General features: G+C 69.0%; 17 protein-coding genes, 2 tRNA genes and 1 pseudogene. 10 read left to right on the plus strand and 10 right to left on the minus strand.

Annotated elements, in window-relative coordinates; translation table 11 throughout:
• Positions 1–23: 23 nt before the first annotated feature.
• Positions 24–620 (plus strand): uracil-DNA glycosylase, encoded by a 597-nt coding sequence (locus P0Y41_RS02930; RefSeq protein WP_284063328.1) that lies wholly within the window; start codon positions 24–26, stop codon positions 618–620.
• 37 nt (positions 621–657) lie between these two features.
• Here the strand turns inward: P0Y41_RS02930 and P0Y41_RS02935 are convergent, their stop codons facing one another.
• Entirely contained in the window at positions 658–876 is a 219-nt protein-coding gene (locus P0Y41_RS02935; RefSeq protein ID WP_284062500.1) for a hypothetical protein, read from the minus strand.
• 60 nt (positions 877–936) lie between these two features.
• Here P0Y41_RS02935 and P0Y41_RS02940 point away from each other — a divergent pair, with 60 nt between their 5' ends.
• Complete coding sequence (locus tag P0Y41_RS02940; protein ID WP_284062501.1) at positions 937–1,683, plus strand: hypothetical protein; 747 nt, start codon at positions 937–939, stop codon at positions 1,681–1,683.
• Between the two features lie 83 nt (positions 1,684–1,766).
• A tRNA-Ser gene (locus tag P0Y41_RS02945) sits at positions 1,767–1,848 on the plus strand.
• Positions 1,849–1,896: 48 nt separating this feature from the next.
• On the opposite strand, the gene P0Y41_RS02950 is transcribed toward P0Y41_RS02945, so the two are convergent.
• Complete coding sequence (locus P0Y41_RS02950) at positions 1,897–2,331, minus strand: DUF3054 domain-containing protein (protein ID WP_284062502.1); 435 nt, start codon at positions 2,329–2,331, stop codon at positions 1,897–1,899.
• A gap of 126 nt (positions 2,332–2,457) precedes the next feature.
• A pseudogene (locus tag P0Y41_RS02955) lies at positions 2,458–3,030 on the minus strand (class I SAM-dependent methyltransferase); the annotation flags it as partial.
• 71 nt (positions 3,031–3,101) lie between these two features.
• Between P0Y41_RS02955 and P0Y41_RS02960 the strand changes: the two are divergent.
• From P0Y41_RS02960 to P0Y41_RS02970, 3 genes are all read left to right on the plus strand, one after another.
• Positions 3,102–3,749 carry a GNAT family N-acetyltransferase gene (locus tag P0Y41_RS02960; RefSeq protein WP_284062504.1) on the plus strand — a complete coding sequence of 216 codons (648 nt, stop codon included), beginning with the start codon at positions 3,102–3,104 and terminating at the stop codon, positions 3,747–3,749.
• 62 nt (positions 3,750–3,811) lie between these two features.
• Complete coding sequence (fen, locus tag P0Y41_RS02965) at positions 3,812–4,789, plus strand: flap endonuclease-1 (RefSeq protein ID WP_284062505.1); 978 nt, start codon at positions 3,812–3,814, stop codon at positions 4,787–4,789.
• Between the two features lie 104 nt (positions 4,790–4,893).
• Positions 4,894–4,968: transfer RNA gene (locus P0Y41_RS02970), tRNA-Glu, on the plus strand.
• A 31-nt stretch (positions 4,969–4,999) separates the two neighbouring features.
• Here P0Y41_RS02970 and P0Y41_RS02975 read toward each other — a convergent pair.
• From P0Y41_RS02975 to P0Y41_RS03000, 6 genes are all read right to left on the minus strand, one after another.
• Complete coding sequence (locus P0Y41_RS02975; RefSeq protein WP_284062506.1) at positions 5,000–6,454, minus strand: DASH family cryptochrome; 1,455 nt, start codon at positions 6,452–6,454, stop codon at positions 5,000–5,002.
• An 85-nt stretch (positions 6,455–6,539) separates the two neighbouring features.
• The gene (locus P0Y41_RS02980) at positions 6,540–8,531 is read right to left on the minus strand and encodes a SpoVR family protein (RefSeq protein ID WP_284062507.1); all 1,992 of its coding nucleotides are present in this window, start codon (positions 8,529–8,531) and stop codon (positions 6,540–6,542) included.
• Positions 8,532–8,538: 7 nt separating this feature from the next.
• Entirely contained in the window at positions 8,539–9,867 is a 1,329-nt protein-coding gene (locus P0Y41_RS02985; protein ID WP_284062508.1) for a DUF444 family protein, read from the minus strand.
• Positions 9,858–12,143, minus strand: a complete 2,286-nt coding sequence (locus P0Y41_RS02990; RefSeq protein WP_284062509.1) for a PrkA family serine protein kinase — start codon at positions 12,141–12,143, stop codon at positions 9,858–9,860. The genes P0Y41_RS02985 and P0Y41_RS02990 overlap by 10 nt, the downstream gene beginning before the upstream one ends.
• Position 12,144: 1 nt before the next feature.
• Positions 12,145–14,259 (minus strand): PrkA family serine protein kinase, encoded by a 2,115-nt coding sequence (locus P0Y41_RS02995; protein WP_284062510.1) that lies wholly within the window; start codon positions 14,257–14,259, stop codon positions 12,145–12,147.
• On the minus strand, positions 14,256–14,384 hold the full coding sequence (locus P0Y41_RS03000) for a hypothetical protein (RefSeq protein ID WP_284062511.1): 129 nt from the start codon (positions 14,382–14,384) through the stop codon (positions 14,256–14,258). The genes P0Y41_RS02995 and P0Y41_RS03000 overlap by 4 nt, the downstream gene beginning before the upstream one ends.
• A 307-nt stretch (positions 14,385–14,691) precedes the next feature.
• Between P0Y41_RS03000 and P0Y41_RS03005 the strand changes: the two genes are divergently transcribed.
• Together P0Y41_RS03005 and P0Y41_RS03010 are read left to right on the plus strand one after the other, a co-directional pair.
• Positions 14,692–15,093, plus strand: a complete 402-nt coding sequence (locus P0Y41_RS03005; RefSeq protein ID WP_284062512.1) for a DUF5820 family protein — start codon at positions 14,692–14,694, stop codon at positions 15,091–15,093.
• Between the two features lie 106 nt (positions 15,094–15,199).
• Complete coding sequence (locus P0Y41_RS03010) at positions 15,200–15,655, plus strand: UPF0179 family protein (RefSeq protein ID WP_284062513.1); 456 nt, start codon at positions 15,200–15,202, stop codon at positions 15,653–15,655.
• 78 nt (positions 15,656–15,733) lie between these two features.
• On the opposite strand, the gene P0Y41_RS03015 is transcribed toward P0Y41_RS03010, so the two are convergent.
• The gene (locus tag P0Y41_RS03015; protein WP_284062514.1) at positions 15,734–16,435 is read right to left on the minus strand and encodes a hypothetical protein; all 702 of its coding nucleotides are present in this window, start codon (positions 16,433–16,435) and stop codon (positions 15,734–15,736) included.
• 224 nt (positions 16,436–16,659) lie between these two features.
• On the opposite strand from P0Y41_RS03015, the gene P0Y41_RS03020 reads away from it, so the two are divergent.
• Entirely contained in the window at positions 16,660–17,712 is a 1,053-nt protein-coding gene (locus tag P0Y41_RS03020) for a two-component system sensor histidine kinase NtrB (protein WP_284062515.1), read from the plus strand.
• Between the two features lie 124 nt (positions 17,713–17,836).
• Positions 17,837–20,593, plus strand: coding sequence for an AAA domain-containing protein (locus tag P0Y41_RS03025; RefSeq protein ID WP_284062516.1), 2,757 nt, complete (start codon positions 17,837–17,839; stop codon positions 20,591–20,593).
• Positions 20,594–20,604 lie beyond the last annotated feature (11 nt).

Raw genomic sequence — 20,604 nt, forward strand, 5'->3', positions numbered from 1 at the left:
AGGAACTCTCGAACCCCTACGGGATGGACACCGACTGTCAGCACTGCCCGGCGCTGGCAGACTGCCGCGAGCGCGTCGTCCACGGCTACGGCGACGCCGAGGCGGAGGTGCTGGTCCTCGGAGCGGCGCCCACCGCGGGTGCCGAACGCACGGGCGTCCCGTTCACGGGCGACGAACACGGTAAGCGGATCCAGCGCGTCCTCGGCGATCTGGGCCTCTCGCGCTCGCCGCCCGACGCAGACGAGCCGGACCTCCAGAACGTCTACACCACGTACCTCACCCGCTGTCGCCACCCAAACAGGGGACCAACCGACGAGGAGGTGTTGAACTGCGACGCGTTCCTCACCGCCGAGGTGCGGATGATCAACCCCGAACTCATCGTCCCCGTCGGCCAGCGCGCGCTGGAGGCGCTCGCGATCGAGTACACCACCCGCGCGCCCGATTCCTTCGACGCCGACGCCGAGCACGCGACCACCGTCCGCGGCCGAGGATTCGAACTCCTCCCGATGAAAGCACTCGCGGACCTCACCGACGCCGACGCGGACCGGTTCGTCGAGCACGTTGCCGAGAACGTCTTCTCGCGCGACTACCGCCAGACGAAGGGGCGGCGGAGCCGCTAAGCCGGCGACGCGGCCGCACGGATTCGGTCGGCGCCGCTCACCAGTACGGGGTCTCCCAGCGAGCGGGCGCCCCCAGCCGTCCCCACACGACGGCGGCACTGACCGCGACGACGAGGAACGCGAGCGTCGCGAGCAGCGCGACGACCGGAACGCCGTCGGCGCCGATGCCGGCGACGAACAGCAGCCCGACGGCGGCGACCGCGGCTAGCACCGACCCAAGCGACCCGATACGGACGAGCGTTGCCGTGGTTTCCATGCCGGTGCTGCGTCGGGGCGTTTGATAAACCCCTTTGCCCGTGGCGACCGTCCCGCGAGTATGACCGTCGTCGCCGTCCTCGCGGACCCGCCACGCCCCGGACTCGCGCTGCCCGACCTCGTCGAGACGACGCCGCTGTCTGCGGACGACGCTGCAGACCTCTATGCGGCGGGCCTGAAGGACACGTTCCGCGCCGTCGAGCGCTCGGGGGGCGACTTGCTCGTCAACTACCGGCCGGACGACCTCCTGCCCGACGAACACGTCACCGACACCGCCAGCGAGGCCGAACTCCGCGCGCTCGCGGGCGACGCGCTGGCGGACGTGACCGAGACGCGCTTCGAGCGACAGGTCGGCTCGTCGGTCTCGGCGCGCGCGGGTAACACCGCGACGCACCTGCTTCGCGAGGAGGGCGTCGACTCCGTCGCCGTGGCCCGCGGAACCGCGCCGTTGCTCACCCGGACGGTGATCGATTCGGCGGCGATGAAGCTCCGCGGCAACCAGACCGTCCTCGGTCCGTCGACGCGCGGCCGGACGTACTACGCGGGCTTCACCGCGCCCGTCGACTACGAGGCCGCCTTCGAAGGGCCTGAGCTGGAGACGCTCGTCGACCGTGCGAACGACGCCGGCCACCGGGTGGAGTTTCTCCCGATGCACGTCGGCCTCGAAACGGGCGCGGACCTCCGCGACCTCCTGCCCGTCCTGTGGAGCCGGATCGAGGCCGAGCGCGTCGTCCCCGAGCACACCGCGACGTTCGCTCACGAGCGCGGCCTCCGCGTGCGCGACGGCGCGGTCGTCCTCGACGGGTAACCGACGCCCGGCGCTGATCCGGGAGTCCGCGTTCGGTTCGGGACCGTTAGGTCTTAGACGCCGACCGCGGAAAGGATGATCGTGGTGGGGTGGCAGAGTGGCCTATTGCGTCTGCCTTGAAAGCAGATGGCGCAAGCCTCCTGGGTTCGAATCCCAGCCCCACCGAACTCTTGACTGATGACGAATCCGTCCACCTGAGCCGCATCTGCGCCCTTACAGGAACTGTCCGGCGACGTACCGCCACACACCCAGCGACACCGAGCCGACGACAAGCATCACGATCGCGAAGGTGATCGCGACGCCGCCCTCGACGACCGGCGTCGCGCGGACGAGCAGCCCGATGACGGCCGCGGGGACCCACGAGCGGATCGCGAGCGGAACCGAGGCCTTCGCCGACTCTGCGGCCCCCGCGGAGTACGCGCCGATGAGCGGCGCGGCGATCGCCCACCCGAGGAGGAACGGCGCGGCCACCGACAGCAGCGCGAGCACGTCCCCCGCGCCAGCGAGCGGGAACGGGACGGTTCCGTGCTGGAGCGTGCCGGCGTAGATGAACGCGACGATGACGAGCAGGTCGCCGACCGCGAGCGGAAGCGCGGCCCTGTCGACCCGGTTCGCGAGGAACGAGTCCGTACCCGAATCCGTTGGCATACCCGCCCGTTCGTCCGGTCCGGCTTAACGCCCGCGTTCCTCAGTCGACGCCGCGTCCGTCGCGCCGCCGCCGTCACCCACGTCTACCGCGCCGGCGGCGGGCGAGTCTGCGCCCGCCGCGGTCGGTCGAACGCCGACGACCGTGTACCCGAATCCGGGGTCCACGACGCGGCCGCGCAGCCCCGCGTCTTCGAGCAGCGTCGTGAGCGAGCCCGGTGTGTAGAACGTCGAGTCCATCCCCGACAGCGACTCCAGTGTCGCCAACGCCCGCCCGCGACGGGTTGCGGGGTCGAATTCGCGTATCACCAAGACGCCGCCCGGCGCGAGCACGCGAGAGCCCTCTCGGATCGCCGCCTCGGGGTCGGGGAAGTGGTGGAGCGCGTCCGTGACCACGACGGCGTCGACGCTGGCGTCGCGAAGCGGCAGCGTCGCGGCGTCGGCGCGAACGCCGGGGATGCCAGCCTCGCGTGCGCGTCGGAGCATCCCCGCCGAATAATCGACCACGACGGGGTCGAGGGCGATGTCACGGAGCGTCCGGCTGGCGCGCCCCGTCCCGCCGCCGAGGTCGACCACGCGCTCGACCCGCCGGTGGGCGAACGCCAGTCCCGCGCGCAGGTCCTCGGCGCGCGCCGGCGGCATGACCGCGTCGTACAGGGGGGCGATCCGGTCGAAGAATCCCACGTCGCCGTGGCCGAACATGTCGATCCGAACGCGCCCCGCGGGCAAAGCGGTGGCGCCGCACTCAAGCCCCGCGGACGCCAATCCAGCCCGTGGAGTTCCGACTGCTCGGGTGGCCGTCCGACGGCGTCGTTCTCAGGCTCGACCACCGCGAGTACGCCTACGCCGGGAAGTTCGCCATGTCGAGCACCGGGAAGGCCGTCGCGCTCGGCGGCACCGAAGGAGCCGAACGCAATGGAAGCGACGGAAGCGACGAAAATGACGAAAACGACGGTGACGCCGCCGAGTTCAGGATCCCCGACGATCCCAAGCGCGAGTACGTTGCCCCCGCGGGAGCCGTGGCTTTCAATGAGGACCGAACGGACCCGGACGCGCTGTGGATCCGGTACGTGACCGTCCGTCGCGAGCGCCGCGGTTCGGGGGTTGGCCCGCCACTCTGTTCGTTCGTCGTCGACCGCGCGGCCGAACGCGGCTACGAACGCGTCAGGATCGCGGTCAACAACGCCTACAGCTACGAGGCGCTGTCAAAGGCCGGCTTCGCGTGGACCGGTCGCGAGACGGGCATCGCGGAGGTGGTCCTCGACCGACCGGCGACCGGACCGGCGAGACGAGACCCCGACGCCTATCGCGAGGGACTCGCGACGATCGCCGCCCGCGACGACGTGGACGAAGAGGAGCGTGCGTTCGCCGAGGGCAAGCGCGAACGCGGGCCGCCGGAGATCGGCGGCGACTCGGGGTGAAGGGCCGAGACGGTGCCTCGCGACTCGGGAGCTTCAAACCCCGCCGCTCCCACGACCCGGTAATGGGAAACGCGGATCTTCGTGACATCGCGCACATCGAGGAGGTGGCCTTCGACGACGTCTCCGGAGTCGTCGCGGTGGACGCGCACAACTGGCTGTACCGCTATCTGACGACGACGGTGAAGTTCACCAGCGACCACCGCTACACCACCGAGGCGGGCGAGGAAGTCGCGAATCTCATCGGCATCGCACAGGGGCTCCCGAAGTTCATCGACAACGGGCTCACGCCGGTGTTCGTCTTCGACGGCGGCGTCACCGACCTGAAGGACGACGAGGTGGCGAAGCGCCGCGCGGCGCGCGAGCAGGCCGAGGAGCGAAGGAAGGCGGCCGAAGAGCGCGGCGACTCGGCGGAGGCCGCCCGGCTCGAAGCGCGAACCCAGCGACTCACCGACACCATCCACGAGACCTCTCGGAAGCTGTTGCGCCTGCTCGATGTGCCGGTCGTCGAGGCGCCCGCGGAGGGCGAAGCACAGTGCGCGTACATGAACCGCGTCGGCGACGCGGACTACTCGGGCAGCGAGGACTACGACACCATGCTGTTCGGCGGGCCGCTGACGCTCCGGCAGCTCACCTCGAAAGGAAACCCCGAGCTGATGGACCTGGAGAAGACCCTCGCCGACCACGACATCACCTACGAGCAACTCGTCGACGTGGCGATGCTGTGCGGGACGGATTTCAACGACGGCGTCCGCGGGATCGGGCCGAAGACCGCCCTGAACGTCGTGAAAGAGCACGGCGACCTCTTCTCGGTGCTCGACGATCGCGGCGCCGAGATCCCCAACGCCGAGCGCGTCCGCGAGTTCTTCCACTCGCCGCCGGTCACCGACGACTACGCGTTCGACACGACGATCACGCCGGACGTCGACGCCGCTCGCGCGTACGTCGTCGACGAGTGGGAGGTCGACCCCGACGAGGTCGAGCGCGGCTTCGAGCGAATCGAGGCGGCGCTCACGCAGACCGGGATCGACGACTGGACGTGAGGTGTCCGCCCGCGGCCGCGCGGCCCGTGATCGACCGCGAACTGGGCACTGCCATCGGTCGGATCCGATGGGATTAACAAGACCGGCCGGAAAGTCGAAGACGCGCTCGGTTGGTGTAGTCCGGCCAATCATGTTGGCCTTTCGAGCCGACGACCAGGGTTCAAATCCCTGACCGAGCACTTCTCGCAGACGCGACCAAATGGCACTCAGCTATCGAAGCGTCCGATGGCGATCCTCTAGGTCGATCATCGGTTCCGGGTAGTCCACTCCCACCTGCACGTCGTACTCCGCCTGCTCGGTGTCGCTCAGTTCCCACGGCTCGTGGACCGCTTCGGCAGGCACGTCGGACAGCTCCGGAACCCAGCGTTTCACGTACGCGCCGTCGCCGTCGTACGTGTTCGCCTGGTTCACGATGTCGAAGGAGCGGTCTCGGCTGTCGTTGCCGACGCCCGCGATGTACGCCCAGTTGCCGTAGTTCGATGCGGGATCGTAATCGACCAACTGCGTCTCGAAGTACGCGGCACCCTTTCGCCAGTCGATCCGGAGGGTGTTCGCGAGGAACGATGCCGCGTTCTGGCGGGCGCGGTTGCTCTGGTACCCGGTCGCGTTCAGCTCGCGCATCGCGGCGTCGACGAACGGGATCCCCGTCTCGCCGCCGGCCCACCGCTCGAGGGCCGCGTCGTCCTGGCGCCAGTCGATGTCGTCGCGACCGCGGATGCCGCCCTGCCCGAAGAAGTCGGCGCCGTGTTTGGCGAACTGGAACTGGAAGAAATCCCGCCACAGCAGTTCGAACACCAGCCAGTAGGTCGAGTCGTTCGAGACACGCTCGTGCTCGTAGCGGTCGACCGCGGCGTGCACGTACCGCGGCGACAGACAGCCGGCGTTGAGCCACGGCGAGAGCTTCGAGGAGAACCCCTGCCCGAGCAGGCCGTTGCGTGTGTCCTTGTACTTGCGAAGTCGGTCCTCTCTCCAGAGGTAGCGGTCGAGTCGGTCCAGTCCCGACGACTCCCCGCCCTCGAACGCGAGCGCGGCGCGCTCGTCGTACTCGACCTCGTCGACCCCCAGACCCGAGGCGGTTGGAAGCGGCCCGGCGCCGACGTCCCCGACCGGAGCCCTCGGCAGATCCGGTTCCGGGAGTGGATCGCGGACAGTCGCGTCGCCCTCCACCGACTTCCGGAAGCTCGTGTACGTGTCGGAGATGTCGGTGTACGGGCTCGGGAGGTCGTTGAGGTGGTACAGCGTCTGCGTCCAGTGGCGCGACGGCGTCACACCGACCTCGCGGAGCCGCTTCCGGACGGCGTTCTCGACCGCCCGTTCTTCGGGGGTCGCGAGCGTCTGGAAGTGGACGACGTCGGCGTCGACGGCCGCCGCGACCGCGGGAACGACCTCCTCGGGGCGACCGTGTCGGACGACCAGGTCGGAACCGCGGTCGCGGAGTCGCTCGCGCAGGTCCGCGACGGATTCCCGGCGAAACCGCGCCCGGTACGGGCCGGTCTTCTCGAACCGAAACGAGTCGTCGCCGCCGAACGCGCGTTCGCCGTACTCGCGGGGGTCGAAGGCGACCACCGGGAGCACCTCGCCGGCCTCACACGCCTCGACGAGCGCCTCGTTGTCGTGAACCCGGAGGTCGCGCCTGAACCAGACGACCGCGGTGTCGCTTGCCATCGAACACTTCACGGGCGCCGGCGAAGTAAAAACGGGGGACGGTCGGTCCCGCCGTCAAGCGAGCGGGCTCGCCCCGAGCCGGCCGTCAGGCCAGCCACTCCTCGGGGGTGGTGTCGTAGTCGACGTCGTCGGCGGCGATCTGCTCGGCCAGCCTCGGCTCCAGCGCGTGTCGCTCGACGGTCTCGCCGTCGTAGCGGAGCCGGACCGGAAGCTCCTCGCCGCGGGGCTCGCGACCCCGGCGGCGGGCGACTTCCACCTCGTGGTCGTCGTACTCAGTGACGATCGTGGCGAGGTTCACCGGCCGACCCCACAGGTCGAACACGCGTTCGAGCGTCTGTTTCGCCTGCTCGATGTCGAGTGCGACCCCGTTGTAGCGGTGGCCAAGCAGCAGCTCGCCTCGGTTGTCGTAGTTGCCGTCGTACACCGCGATCGTCGGCTTCCCGAAGTTGGTGAACCGGAGGAGGAGCTTGCGCTTCACGTCGTCGGGATCGACGCTGGCGACGCGGTACCCCTCGGCCGCCTCCGAGTACTCGTAGGTGAAGTAGTTCCCCTCGACGACGAACTCCTCGGTGAGGAACTCGTCGATGAACGTCACGTCGTTGTGGCTCTCGCGAACCTCGCGCATGCGCGCCCAGCCGGCGCCGTAGTCCACGTCCGCTAGCGCCGACGCCACGTCGGGGTACACCTCGTCGTCGAACATGTACCGCGCGATCCGCTCCAGCTCCGAGCGGCCGATCCGTCGGAGGAACCCCCGGTTCGCCGGCTTCGCCAGCGAGAAGTGTCGCTCGCACAGCCCCTCGTGGGTCAGAACCGCCCACGGGTACGCGTCGGCGTCGAGGTCGCCATCCGTGGCCCGCGCGAGCGCCTCCGCGTCGACGCGTGGATCCTCGGGGTCGAGCGCGTCCAGGTCGTCGGCGGTGACGCCGGCGATCGCCGGATCGGGCTCCAGCAGATCCGCCACCTCGTCGAAGTCGATCACGTCGTGGAAGCTGCGCCACGTGACGCCCTCGACGCGCAGCAGTTTGTCCACCACGTCGCGGCGGTTGGCCCTGTTCTCGACGTACCGCCAGATCTCGAACCCGAGCTTGTAGGGGTTCAGCCCCGGCGACCCGAGCACGCGCGCCATGTGGTCGGCGTACGTGACGAACTCGTCGTCGCCGGCGAACCGCTCGTCGCCCATCATCAGCGACTCCCAGTAGGCGGCCCACCCCTCGTTCATCACCTTCGTCAACCGCTGGGGAGCGAAGTAGTACGCCTCGCGCCGGAGGACCTCGATCACCTCGTCCATCCACGGCTCGCGATCCGTCGCTTTCCCCTCCTCGTCGTCGTACTGCTTGCCGTGCTCGCGGAGGTACGCGAGCACGTCCGGCCGCGGCTCCGGGAGGTGGTCGCGGTCGCGCTGGGCGTCGACCCACTCGCGGTCGAACACCTGCTCGCGGACCTCAGCCGAGAGGCCGAGGCGGTCGAGGCGCTCCTCGATGTCGGTGAGATCCGCGTTCGCCTCCTCGTCGCCGCCGCGTTCGGCGGCCAGCGCGCGGTGCTGGTCGATCGTGTCCTCGACACACAACACGGCGTCGATGAGGCGCTCGACGTCCTCGCGGTCGATCTCCGGGTCGTCCACGTGGCCCGCGATCGTCTCGGCGTGTCGCTCCAGCATCGCCGCGGCGTCGGGGTCCTCGCGCTCGCCGGCGAAGCGGCCGAACCACTCGTTGTTGCGGAAGAAGTCGGCGTGCGCCTCGACGTGGGTGATCACCGCCTTCTGGTCGGCGAGCGTGTTCGACTCCTGGAGGAAGGCGTGACACGGGTTGTCGTTGTTGACGATCTCGAACGCCTTGCCCATCCCGAAGGTGTCCTGCTTGCGCTGGCGGTCGTACTTCATCCCCCACCGCCAGTGCGGGTACCGCGTCTGGAACCCGTCGTAGGCGATGAGCTCGTTCATCTCGTCGTGTGTCACGACCCAGTAGTTCACCGGGTACGGACGGAGGCCCAGCTTCCGGGCGAGTTCCCTCGCCTTCTCGGCGGGCTCCTCCAGCCCGGCGGCGACGCGCCGGGTCGCGACTCTGTCGTCGTGGATCATGGCTGTATCAGGTGTCCTCCGTCGAGAGGATCGTTCGGATCGCGTCGGGCACGTCATCGGGGCCGGCGACGCGGGCGACCACGACGTTGTCGCGGTCGGCGAGCTCGCGCTCGACTTCCTCGGCGTGGGTGGCGTTGATCGTGTTGCCCCCGGGCTGGGTCTCCACGTACGCGTGGAGGTTCGCCGGAATCTCGCGGATCAGCGGCACGACGTTCTCGACGGTGTCGTTGCTGGAGTTCTCGGAGTCGCCGGCGGCGAACACGTAGCGGTTCCACTCGCTGAAGGGGTACTCCTCGAGGATCTCGGCGGCCAGCTCGTAGGCGCTGGAGATGCGCGTCCCGCCGCCCGAGCGGATACCGAAGAACTCCCCGCGTTCGACCTCCCACGCGTCGGCGTCGTGGGCGACGTAGCGGAACGCCGCCTCGTCGTACTTTCCGGTGAGATACCAGTCCAGCGGCGTGAACGTGCGCTCGACGAGCTCGCGTTTCGTCTGGCGCATCGATCCGGAGACGTCACGGATGTTGACGACGACGACGTTCTTCTGCTTCTTCTCGATCACCTCGGGCTGGCGGTAGCGCTCGTCCTCGCGGCGGAACGGTACGTCCCGGAGGCCGTCGCGGCGGATCCGTGCGGTGACCGAGTCGCGCTCGACGCGCGCGGCGAAGTCGTCGAAGTCGTCGTACTCGTCGAGCGCGACGCCCTCGGCCTCCAGGTCCGCGAGCGCCTCGCGGACCCACGCCAGCGAGACGAGCACGTTGTCCTCGCGGCAGAACTCGAACACGTCGCGGGCGTCGGCGCCGGCGACGCGACACGCCTCCCGGACGTACTCCTCGTCGAAGTCCGTCGCGAGCTTGCGCTTGAGTCCGCGCTTGAACAGCTGCTCGAAGTCGAGCGTGGAGTTCGGCCCGGCGCGCGTCAGCTCGGTGAAATCGCCCTCCACCTCCTCGACGACGCGTTTGCCCTTCGGCTCCAAGTCGAGGCCGAGCTCCTCGTCGAGTTCGCGGGCGAACTCCTCGGGGTCCATCTCGTAGTACCCGTGCTCGCCGCCCTCCTCGCCGGGCTCCCCGTCCTCGTCGCCGTCGCCGTCGGCGTCCCCGGGGTCGCCGGGCACGTCGACCGGCTGTCCGGGCTGTGGCGTGCCGTCCTGACCCTGTCCGACGCCGCCCATGTCCCGCTGGTCGTACTCGAAGCCCGGGAGATCGACCAGCTTCACCGGGATCCGGACGGCGTCGCGCGAGGAGCCGGAGAGGTCGCCCTCGCGGATGAACTCCGCGAGGTCCGGTCGACGCTCGTCGCCGATCTCGCGGAACCGTTCGATGTCTTCTCTCAGTCCCATCGTCCCTTCACCTCGCGCATCACGCGCCTGCTGGCGAGCTCGGCCGACGCCTCGCTGTATCCCTGTTCGGTCGTCATGTGCTCGATCGCCGCCGCCTTCACCCGGGCGGTCTCGGTGTTCGCGGGCGGGTCGTCCCACTGTGCGGGGTCCAGGTCGTCGTAAATGCGACGGACGTCCTCCCACGAGTGCGCCTCCAGCACCGCGCGGATCACCGGGACAGTCGAAAGATCCACGTCCGCGACGGCGAACTCGTCGTCGCGGTGCTCCCACGCGTAGCGGTTCAGCGCCGTGATCACCGTCTCCCTGCGGAACTCCTCGACCGCCTCGGTGGGCTCGTTGCCGGCGTAGTCGTCGTCCTCGAACCGCCCCAGGTGCTCGGTCTCGAACACCTTCATCAGCAGCGGGTCGGGGTCGACTGCGCCCCGGTCGGTGTCGACCCGCTCGCCGGCCTCGGCCGCGAACACGTGCTCCACGTACTCGGCGACCGTCTCCTCGGGGACGCCCTTGTCTGAGAGCACGGCGTCGAGCACGTCAGCCTCCTGCAACTCGAAGGCGTGGTCTTTCACCGTCGCCAGTCGACCCTCGTACTCGGCGATCTCGGCGCGCGAGAACACGGGCGCCGTCGACAGCCCCTCGGCCATCGCGTGGAGCACGTCCTCGGGCGTGAGCACGTCCTCGACCGGGAGGTCGGGGTGTGCACGGTCGGTCGATCTGTGGAGCAGGTCCGCGATCGTATCCCGGGTGTAGGTGACGGGGATGCCGTGGGCGCCGTCGTCGCCGCCGAAGTCGAACTCGTCGGCGTCGATCCGCTCCTCGCCGTCGGCGATCGTCCCCGTGTCGAACAGCAGCGCCTTGTCGATCAGGCCGATGGACGCTGGGAGGTCTTCGGCGTCGAGCCGGGTGACCACGGCGTACGTTGCCGCGGCCTCCAGCGTGTGCGGCGCCAACTCGCGCGTTCGAACGCGACCGCGCTCGTCGCGCATCCGAACCGAGAGCGGCGCGGCCATCCGCTCGCGCAGCCGCTCGTGTTCTGCCTCGGGGTCGGCGGCGTCGATCTCGTCGGCCCAGACGGTCGTCTCGTCGGTCAACTCGCGATGGATCAGCTCCGTCTCCAGCGAGACGCTCGTGAGATAGCGGAACTCGTGGCGGTCGAGACGACGCTTGAGCGCCTTCAGCGGGTCGCGGTCGTTGCGGTCGGCGAACTGCTCCAGTTCGGCGTCGAGATCCGGGTTCGAGATGACGACCAACTGGGTGTCCAGATCCATCCCGATGCTCTTGTCGAGTTTCACCCGCTTCTCGTCGGGAACGTTGAGCAGTTTCCGGAGCAAGTCGGCGTGCTGGCTGGCGTCTTCGACGACGGTGAGCAGGCCGTTACCCTGCGAGAGCACGCCGTCGTAGCTGAACGCGCGGGCGTCCTTGCGACCGCGGGCGTCCAGTTCGCGGAGCATCCCGGGCATCCACGAGCCGACGAGCCGCTCTTTCGGGCTCCCGTCGTCCTCCGCGTGGAGGACGCCGACGCCCCTGCCCACGTCGACGACGTAGTTCTTCACCCGGAGGTGCCGGCGGTCCGTCGCCGCCGAGAACAGGTCGCGGCGGCCCGAGCGCCGGTACCGCTCCTCGAGGATGTCGAACGCCTCGCGGCTGAACGGGTCAAGATCCGACGCCGCGCGGATCGGAACGTGATCGTCGTGTGCGGCGTTGAGCGCTTCGACGAGGTCGGCACGGACCTCCTCGGGGAACACCGACAGAGGGTTCGCCTGCACGGGCGACTCGTACCAGTCGTCTTCGGCTTCGTCGTCGGCGGCGTAGCTCAGCCCGCGGTCTTCGTCGCGAGCGGCGATGTTCCACTCGATCGTGTACCGTCGTCCCTCCTCCGTCTTCGAGTACGCGCGAAGGCCGTTGATCAGACACCGCTTCAGCTCCGACTTCCCGGTCGCGGTCGGGCCGTCGAACCAGTGGATCTTCTCTTCTTTCCCGCGACCGGTGGCGACGGTGCGGAGGTCGTCGACGAAGGCGTTCAACACGCCCGTGTTACCGAGCACGGCGTGCTCGCCGTCGTTGGCGGGGTCGTCGAAGAAGCGGTAGCGCTCGCGTTCGACGCCCTCCTCGACCACCGTCCGGGAACCCATCGACTCGATCGCCGACAGGAGGTACTTGGCGGCGTGACTGGCGACGCCCGGCCGCTCGAACGCCAGGTCGACGAACTCCGCCAAGGACCGCGGCGGCTCGTAGGCGCCGTCCAACGCCTCGTCCGCGAGCGCGAGGTAGTCGGTCATCTCAGTCCTCGAGCTCGCTTTTTGCGACCTCCGCGCCGGCGAACTCCAGCACCTCGCGGGCGCCCTCCGCGGAGTAGCCCTGCTCGGTCAGGGCGTCGACCCACGCGGCCCGCTCGTCGTCGTCGAGTTCGCCCGCCGACACCAGCGCGGAGAAGTTGATGTTGTGTTTCTTGTCTTCCCACAGCTTCCGCTCGAGGGCGCGCCGGAGGCGGTCGTTCTCCTGCGGGTCGAAGCTCGACCCCTCGCGGGCGCGGCGGCTCACCCAGTTGGCGACTTCCTGTCGGAAGTCGTCCTTCCGGTCGCCGGGGACCTCCAACTTCTCTTCGACCGAGCGGAGGAACGTCTCGTCGGGCTCCTGCTCGCGGCCGGTGAGATCGTCCTCGACGGTGGTGTCGTCGATGTACGCCATCACGTGGTCCATGTACTTCTCGCCCTGACGGCGGATCTCGTCGACGTCGTACGCCAGCGCGTGGCGCACGTCCTCGATGGCGCGCTCTTTGTACTCCTCGCGCACGAGTTCGAGGTAGCGGTGGTAGGTGTCGAGCTTCTCCTCGGGGATCGACCCGTGGTTCTCGAGGTTGTGCTCGAAGTGCTTGAACACCGCAAGCGGCGAGAGGTAGCCGCGCCCGCGGTGTCTGGAGTCCATGATCGCCTCGGCGATCTCGTCGCCGATGAACCGGGCGGAGACGCCCTCCATCCCCTCGGCGATGTCGGCGGTCTGGTCGCCCGTCTCCCGGAGCTTGCGCTCGTCGATCTCGTCGGTCTCGTCGATCTCGCCGTTGTACGCCTTCGCCTTCTGGACGAGCGAGACGGACTCGTCTGTCGGCTCCTCGACGCGCGTGAGCACGCCGAACAGGCCCGCCATCTCCATGGCGTGTGGCTCGATGTGGATGTCGGGCACGTCTGCGTTGCGGAGCATCTTCCGGTAGATCTCCGCCTCCTGCGCGTACTCTAAGACGTACGGGTAGTCGATCCGCTTCGTGCGGTCGTTGAACGCCTCCATCTTCTCGTCGCCCTTCTTGTCCCGGTACTCGGGCATGTTCGTCCGACCGACGATCACCTGGTCGATGTCGATGCGCGGGTTGTTGCGCGGCTTGATCGTCTGCTCCTGGCTTGCGTGCAGGAAGTCGTAGAGGAACTCCCGCTGGAGCTTCAGCAGCTCCTCCCCCGAGAAGATGCCGCGATTGGCGTTGCAGAACGCGCCCGCGTAGTCGAACGCGCGCGGGTCGTTCTCGCCGTACACCGCGAGCTTCGAGTAGTTCACGTCGCCGGTGAGCTCCGTCTCGTCCTGGTTCTTCTTGTCTTTCGGCTCGAACGTCTCGATGCACCGCCGCTGGTTCTCGTCGGCGACGAGGCGGACGATCTCGACGTGGTTCTCAAGCACCTGTTGGAGGTCGTCCTCGTAGTGCGCGAGCAGTTCGTCCATGTAGAAGCCCGACGCGGGGTCGAGGCTCTGCTCGTTGCGGATCGTGTACGGCGCGTCGAGGTTGTCGTTCAGTTCGGCGATCACGCCGTCACGCTGCTCTTGCGGGAGCAACACGAGCGGGTCCTGGTTCATCGCCGAGCGAACGGTGTCGTCGGCGGGGTCCTGGTCGTCGATCACCGAGCACAGATCCGTCCACCGGAACGTGTACATCCGGCCCTCGTCGCTGCGGGTGTAGTCCTCGAAGTAGCGCCGAACGAGCCAGTCGAAGTGGCTCTTTCCCGACCCGACCGGTCCGAGCAGGAGTTTGATGCGCTTCTCGGGCCCGAGCCCGCGCGCGCCGGACTTCACCTTGTTGACGAACTCGTGGATCGACTCGTGGACTTCCCGGCCGTAGAAGGTGTTCTCCCCGTCGTGGATCGGGTCCTCCGAGGCGAGCAGGTACTCCACGACGCCCGCGTCCTCGTCGTAGCGCGTGCCGTACTGGTCGAACATGTCGGCGACGCGCTGGTGGGCGTTGCGCGCGATCCGCGGGTCGGCTGTCACCTCCCGGAGGTACCACTCGAACGGCTTGGCCTCCCTGAGGTCCGCCGGAACCGATCGCTTGTACTGTCGGCTGAGCTCCTCTAAGCTGTGCGTTCTCGATGCCTCCCCTGGCGTGAGTTCGTTCGCGTTGTCGGTCTGATCACTCATGTGTGGGGCCACGTGTGCGGGGACGACCGCGACGGTCCCGCTTGCAGGCACCCGGTGTCGATGCCGACGCCCGCTCCGTCGGCTCGCCCCGATTCGAGCGCCGCCGAACCGTCGTGTCTACTCATACCACACGACCGCGTAGGGGTCCGGCGTAGGCGTCGTCTCCAACAGAACTCGTCGTGAGGGCGGCCGGTGGGGGTCGTTGCCTCCGTCCCGTGGTCGGACCGAGACTATATGTTGTGGTGGGTGTTAACACACATAAACTTGTCGGCAATCGGTTCCGCTACCCTCGCGCCCTCGATCGGTTGTGATCCCAGCAGACACCCCGAATACCACCAATTGACGCTCTGTATCACGGATTCGGCGGACCTGCACACGGGGTCTGCGGATCGCGAGCGTGGCGCCTAAGCCCTCGGACGGGTAATGACCGCCATGACTGACGACGCTGACGGCCTCACAGACACGCTCGCCGACGGCTGGAAGCTGTGGAACGAGGAGCCGAACGGACGCGCGATCGTCGTGTTCAGGCCGGACGTGTTCGACGCCGACCGCTTCCCCGCGCCGTGTCTCCCGACAGTGTACCTCACCAACGGTTCCCGACGCGCCCGGCCCGGCTCCGGGCAGCGACAGACCGAGGAGTGGCACGTGACGCTGTTTCTCGAACCGGAGGTCGAGGTCGAATCCAGCACGTTCGACGACCGCGCGGCCGCCCTCGCGGGAGTACGCGACGTGACCGAGCGGTTCGTCGCCGACGCCGTGGACTACCGCGGCGCCTACCAGGTCCCGCGAGAGGGGTACCTCGACCGGCTCGACGAACTGCTCGAGGACGGCTGAGCCTACGACGACCGAGCCCACAGGGACCCAACTGATCGGGAATCCGCGAGTGGGAGGCGGGCGCGGCGGCGACGCCGTTATCAGCGGCGCGCGGGATATCTCCGGTATGTCCGCTGTCACGCTCATCGGTACACAGCTCGCGACCGAGGGGACCGAGTTCGTCTATCAAGGGGAGTCCAGCGCCTGCGAGGGCTGCCCCTACCGCGGGCAGTGCCTCAACCTCACCGAGGGACGGCGCTACCGGGTGACCGGCGTTCGCGACGGGACGCAGGCGCTCGACTGCGCCGTCCACGCTGACGCGAGCGTCCGCGCCGTCGAGGTCGAGCCGACCGCCGTCACTGCGAACGTCTCCTCCCGCGGCGCGTACGCCGGATCGTCGGCGTCGCTGGAGGGGCCCTGTCCGCACGTCGACTGCCCGAGCCACGAGTTGTGCGAGCCGCTTGGCGCCGATTTCGACGAGGAGTACCGCATCGCCGAGGTCCACGGCGACCCCCCACACGACGTGTGTCACCTCGACCGCGACCTGGCGACGGTGACGTTCGAGGCACCCGACGGGGAGTAAGCGCGCGCGATCGCGGACCGCAGCCCTCGACGGAGGAACGGTGCTCCGACAGCGAGCCTGACGGCTCAGGAGGGCGGGCTACGGGTCGTCGTCGGGCGTCCGCGTCCCGCTGGCGTTGACCGAAGCGAGCTCCTCGCTGTCGACCTCCCGCATCGGGTCGGGAAGGTGGTCGGACGCGGCGTCGAGGGCGGCCATCGCCTCCCGGACGGCGTCGGACTGCGGCCCCTCACCGAGGTTGAGCTGTCGGAGATACCCCCGCGCGAGCGCGGTGTACACGCCGGCCTCCGCGAGATACGAACAGCCGAGCATGTTCGCCCAGACGTGGCCGGGGCGGTTCACGGTCCGGTGGAACGCGTACGACTCGCCGAGCCCGCCCTCGACCGCCGCGACCGCGAGCGTGGACAGCCGCGACTTCGCCTCGACCCACAGCTCCAGGTGCTCGCCCCAGTAGCCGCGGAGGCGCTCGGCGTCGTACGCGGGGTCCACGTCGAATCGCTCCTCCTCGACGCCGCGGGCGGCGAGCGCGTCCGCGACGGTCGCGCCTGCGGTCGCCGGGTCGACGCCGGCGTCGACGCCGCAGACGACGCGGAGGGTCGGGACCTCGTAGCGGCCGGCGGCGTCCCAGAAGGAGTGGAACCACAGCTCCACCTTCCCGTCCGCGGCCGTCTCCCGCATCGCCGGGGCGACCGTCTGGGTGAGCACGCGGTGTTTCCCGGTCAGCGACCCGTCCGAGTCGGCGCCGAGCTGGCGCCACCGCACCGCCACCGCGAGATAGTCCATGAGATTTGGTGTGCGGCCTCGGCGGATAAACACCAGCGTGTGCGATTCCGGAACGGTACCCGTCTGGGGGTATCGGTCAGCGAGATGCCCGGACACAGCTACCGGAATTCGCTCCATCGGTATCGGCCCGCGTCGCAGACGGCGGGGGCGCCCGCGGTCGTATCGGCCCCCACAGACGGTACTGTTTTGCCTCGTACCTCCGATGTCCGAGCGAGCGCCCACAGATGACCGATCCCCGGGAGTCGACCCCTGGCGAAGCCTGTCGTGACCGCGAGTTGCAACTGTACGAGACCGTACTCGACGACCTGGATGACGCGGTGTACGCCCTCGGCCCCGACGGCGAGATCGTCTATGTCAACGAGCGCTACGCCGAAATGAAGGGGGTCGCGGCCGAGACGTTGCTCGAGACGCACATCTACGAGTGGGTCGATGAGGAGACGGCAAAACGGGCGCAGACAGTGCTGAATGAGGTCGACGCGGGCGAACGTGAGGTCGGCGTGGTCGAGTACGACTTCCTCACGGCCGACGGTGACACGTTCCCCGTGGAACTCCGGTTCAACAGAGTGACGAGCGGCGAGGTCGAACTCGGCCGGGTCGGCGTCATCCGCGACGTCTCCGAGCGCAAGCGCCGCGAGGAGGCGCTTCGTCGGAAGAACGAGCGGCTCGAATCGTTCGCGAGCGTCGTCTCGCACGACCTCCGAAACCCGCTGAACGTGCTCTCCGGATCGCTCCAACTGGCTCGCGAAACCGGCGACGAGGAACACCTCGAACGCGCCGAGCGGGCCGTCGAGGACATGACGACGCTCGTCGACGATCTGCTGATGCTCGCGCGCGAGGGCGAGGTGATCGACGACGTTGAACCGGTCGACCTCGCGTCGGTCGCCGAGTCGACGTGGGAGACCGCGACGGAGGGATCGGACGCGACCGTGTCGATCGAGGCGACGAACCGGATCGTCGCCGACCCCGCCCGACTCACACAGTTGCTGGATAACCTCTTTCGCAACGCGGTCGACCACGGCGGCGACGACGTCACGGTCACCGTTGCGGATCTCACGGACGGTTTCCGCGTCGCCGACGACGGACCGGGAATCCCCTCCGGCGACCGGGATCGAGTGTTCGAGAGCGGGTACTCGACCGCCGGGGGCGGCACCGGATTCGGGCTCGCGATCGTCGCCGAGATCGCCGACGCGCACGACTGGCAGGTCTCCGTCGACGAGTCCGAGAACGGGGGGGCGGTGTTCGCGGTCCACAGCGTCGAATGTGTCCGGCGAGAGTGACGCTCCGTGGGCCTCGACTCGCTGTGAGCGGGCCCCCCGGGAACGCGGTCTTCGTCGGCGGAGGTGGCGAGATCGTGCCGCCGGCACCGACACCGTTTTTCGCGAGCGCCCGTCGTATCGGACAGTGAACGTTCGCGGTCCCCTCGTCGACGTCGGTGAGGTCCGGCAGGTGAGCACCCGCTACGGCGAGCGCGACCTCGCGGAGTTGAGCGTGCGTCCGGACGGCGGAGCCGCCGACCCGGTCACGGTCACCCTCTGGGGGAAGTGGACCCACACCGCCGAGCACGCCGAGCCAGGAATGGATCTGCTCGTCACCGACGTCGAGCGCGACGACTACGGCGACCGCGAGGGCTACACCACCTCCGGAGACTCGTACGTCGTCCTCGAACCGGACTTCCTCGTCGACGTGACCGACGTGCGCTCGTGGGTGCAGTGCCCCCGGATGTACTACCTGAACAAGCTCTCGGGGATCCCGCTGAACTACCCCGTCGTCAAGGGGACGGTCGTGCACGAGGTGTTCGGCGACCTCCTCCGCGGCGTCGACCTGGAGGAGTCCATCGAGGACCGGGTCGCGGAGGCCGGTCTCGAACTCGGGCTGCTGGGGAGAGAGCGCGAGGAGGTCGCCGACGAGGTCCGCCGCAACGCCGCCGCGATCGAGGGGTGGCTCAGCCAGGGGCGCCTCGCCGCGAGCGACGACAGCGACGGCGGGGATGGCGGCGACGACGCGGCCGACGGCGCGGGCGACGCCGACCGCGGCGGCAACGCGTCGCTGTCCGACTGGGACGGCGGCCCAGACGAATCGGAGTGGCGCTCGGAGTACACGCTCATCTCCCCGACGTTCGGCATCAAGGGCCGCGCGGACGCGCTGCGGCGCGGGCAGCCGGTGGAACTCAAGACGGGCAAGAACACGAACCGGGAGCCGCGCTTCCAGGACAAGATCCAGGCGGCGTGCTACGCCCTCCTCTTGCGCGAGCGCGGCGTCGACGCCGACACCGGCACCCTGCTGTACACGAAGAACACGGCGCTGGACCGGGGAGAGGCCTCGGGCGACCTCTCGCCGGCCAAGGAGTTCTCCGTCGGGAAGGGGCTGCTCGACTTCGTCGTCCGCACGCGAAACGAGATCGCGGCCGCGGAGTTCGACATGACGGTGCCGACGGGGTACGAGGCCGACGCGACGTGCGAGTACTGCTTCGAGCAGGACACCTGCATGGTCGTCTCTGGTCGCCTCGACCAGGAGTCGAAAGCCGGACAGATCGGACAGGCGCTCCCGGGGGAAGAGCGCGAGTACTTCGACGCCACGTACCGCGCGCTGGAGGAGGAGCGCCGCGAGACGCACGCCGAGTACCGGAAGCTGTGGGAGCAGACGGCCGAGGAACGCGCCGCCGACGACCGCGCGCTGATCGACTTGAGCCCGATCGCACAGGAGCCGATCGGCGACGGTCGCTGGCGACTGACCGCCCGCAAGGAATCCGACGCCGTCTCGAAGCTCCGCGAGGGCGACGTGGCGCTCGCGTCCGACGGCGACCCTGCGTCGGGCCACGCGGAGTTGGGTCGGATACGGACCCTGGGAGACGAGGTCGTCGTCGAGACCGACGAGCCGGTCGAACTCCGCCGGCTCGACGTGTACCCCTCCGAGTTGTCGGTGTCGCGGATGCACACCGCCGTCCACGACTTCGTGCTCAAGGGAGCTCCCGACCGCAAGGACGTGCTGTTCGGGCGGCGCGATCCCGCGTTTTCCGACGGGCAACGAACGTACATCGACAACAACGCCGCCCAGAACGACGCGGTGAACCGGGCGGTGAACGCCGAGGACTTCGCGCTCGTCCACGGGCCACCCGGCACGGGGAAGACGTACACCATCGCCCGTATCGTCCGCGCGCTCGTCGAGCGGGGGAACCGCGTGCTCCTGTCGGCGTTCACGAACCGCGCGGTCGACAACGCCCTCGAAGCCCTCCACGAGCAGGGATTCACGGACGCCCTCCGCGTCGGCACCGAGACGGGCGTCCGCAGCGACATGCAGGACAGCCGTCTGGTCACCCGGGGCGAGCCGAACGACCGCGCGGCGAAGCTCAACTCGGCGCCCGTCGTCGCGGCGACGACCTCCTCGTGCGGCTCGCGGACGATGCGCGAGCAGGAGTTCGACGTGGCGCTCGTCGACGAGGCGTCACAGCTTACCGAACCGGGGACCCTCGCCGCCGTCAACCTCGCCGACAGGTTCGTCCTCGTCGGCGACCACGAGCAGCTCCCGCCGGTCGTCCGCGCGGAGAACCGCCTCCGGGAGTCGCTGTTCCAGCGGCTCATCGAGGAGCAGCCGGACGCCGGCGTGATGCTCGACCGGCAGTACCGCATGAGCCAGCGCATCCAGGCGTTCTCCTCGCGGGAGTTCTACGACGGGAAGTTGCGTCCGGCGACGCCGGCGGTCGCCGGCCAGACGCTCGCGGACCTCGGCGTCGACACAGGCGACCTCCCGCCGGCGCTGCGCGACGCTGTCTCGTTCGTCGACCCCGACGGCGCCCGCGAGGGCAACGCCAACTCGGTCGAGGCCGAACGCGTCGCCGAGGTGGTCGAGGCGTACGTCGCCGCCGGCGTCGACCCCGACGACATCGGCGTCATCGCCCCGTTCCGCGCGCAGGTCGCCGAGATCGGCCGCCGGACGGACGTGACCGTCGACACGGTCGACCGGTTCCAGGGGTCGAGCAAGGAGGTGATCGTCGTCTCGTTCGTCGCCACCGGCGACCTCTCCTCGCCCATCTTCGAGGACACCCGCCGCGTCAACGTCGCGCTCACCCGTGCGAAAAAGGCGCTGTGTCTCGTCGGCGACGCGGACGCGCTCGCGTCCGAACCGTTCTACGAGCGGATGCTCGACTGGGCGCGGCGATAGACGGCTGCCGA

Origin of the sequence: Halobaculum halobium, assembly GCF_030127145.1 — an archaeon.
Taxonomy (GTDB): Archaea; Halobacteriota; Halobacteria; order Halobacteriales; family Haloferacaceae; genus Halobaculum; species Halobaculum halobium.

Excerpts from the sequence above, each read along its gene's own strand:
- P0Y41_RS03015 (WP_284062514.1), bottom strand. The coding sequence starts at position 16,435 with ATGGACTATCTCGCGGTGGCGGTGCGGTGGCGCCAGCTCGGCGCCGAC.
- P0Y41_RS02985 (WP_284062508.1), bottom strand. The coding sequence starts at position 9,867 with ATGGGACTGAGAGAAGACATCGAACGGTTCCGCGAGATCGGCGACGAG.
- P0Y41_RS02990 (WP_284062509.1), bottom strand. The coding sequence starts at position 12,143 with ATGACCGACTACCTCGCGCTCGCGGACGAGGCGTTGGACGGCGCCTAC.
- P0Y41_RS03010 (WP_284062513.1), top strand. The coding sequence starts at position 15,200 with ATGTCCGCTGTCACGCTCATCGGTACACAGCTCGCGACCGAGGGGACC.
- P0Y41_RS03020 (WP_284062515.1), top strand. The coding sequence starts at position 16,660 with ATGACCGATCCCCGGGAGTCGACCCCTGGCGAAGCCTGTCGTGACCGC.
- fen (WP_284062505.1), top strand. The coding sequence starts at position 3,812 with ATGGGAAACGCGGATCTTCGTGACATCGCGCACATCGAGGAGGTGGCC.
- P0Y41_RS03000 (WP_284062511.1), bottom strand. The coding sequence starts at position 14,384 with ATGAGTAGACACGACGGTTCGGCGGCGCTCGAATCGGGGCGAGCCGAC.
- P0Y41_RS02975 (WP_284062506.1), bottom strand. The coding sequence starts at position 6,454 with ATGGCAAGCGACACCGCGGTCGTCTGGTTCAGGCGCGACCTCCGGGTT.
- P0Y41_RS02940 (WP_284062501.1), top strand. The coding sequence starts at position 937 with ATGACCGTCGTCGCCGTCCTCGCGGACCCGCCACGCCCCGGACTCGCG.
- P0Y41_RS02930 (WP_284063328.1), top strand. The coding sequence starts at position 24 with ATGGACACCGACTGTCAGCACTGCCCGGCGCTGGCAGACTGCCGCGAG.
- P0Y41_RS02980 (WP_284062507.1), bottom strand. The coding sequence starts at position 8,531 with ATGATCCACGACGACAGAGTCGCGACCCGGCGCGTCGCCGCCGGGCTG.
- P0Y41_RS03005 (WP_284062512.1), top strand. The coding sequence starts at position 14,692 with ATGACTGACGACGCTGACGGCCTCACAGACACGCTCGCCGACGGCTGG.
- P0Y41_RS02950 (WP_284062502.1), bottom strand. The coding sequence starts at position 2,331 with ATGCCAACGGATTCGGGTACGGACTCGTTCCTCGCGAACCGGGTCGAC.
- P0Y41_RS02935 (WP_284062500.1), bottom strand. The coding sequence starts at position 876 with ATGGAAACCACGGCAACGCTCGTCCGTATCGGGTCGCTTGGGTCGGTG.
- P0Y41_RS02995 (WP_284062510.1), bottom strand. The coding sequence starts at position 14,259 with ATGAGTGATCAGACCGACAACGCGAACGAACTCACGCCAGGGGAGGCA.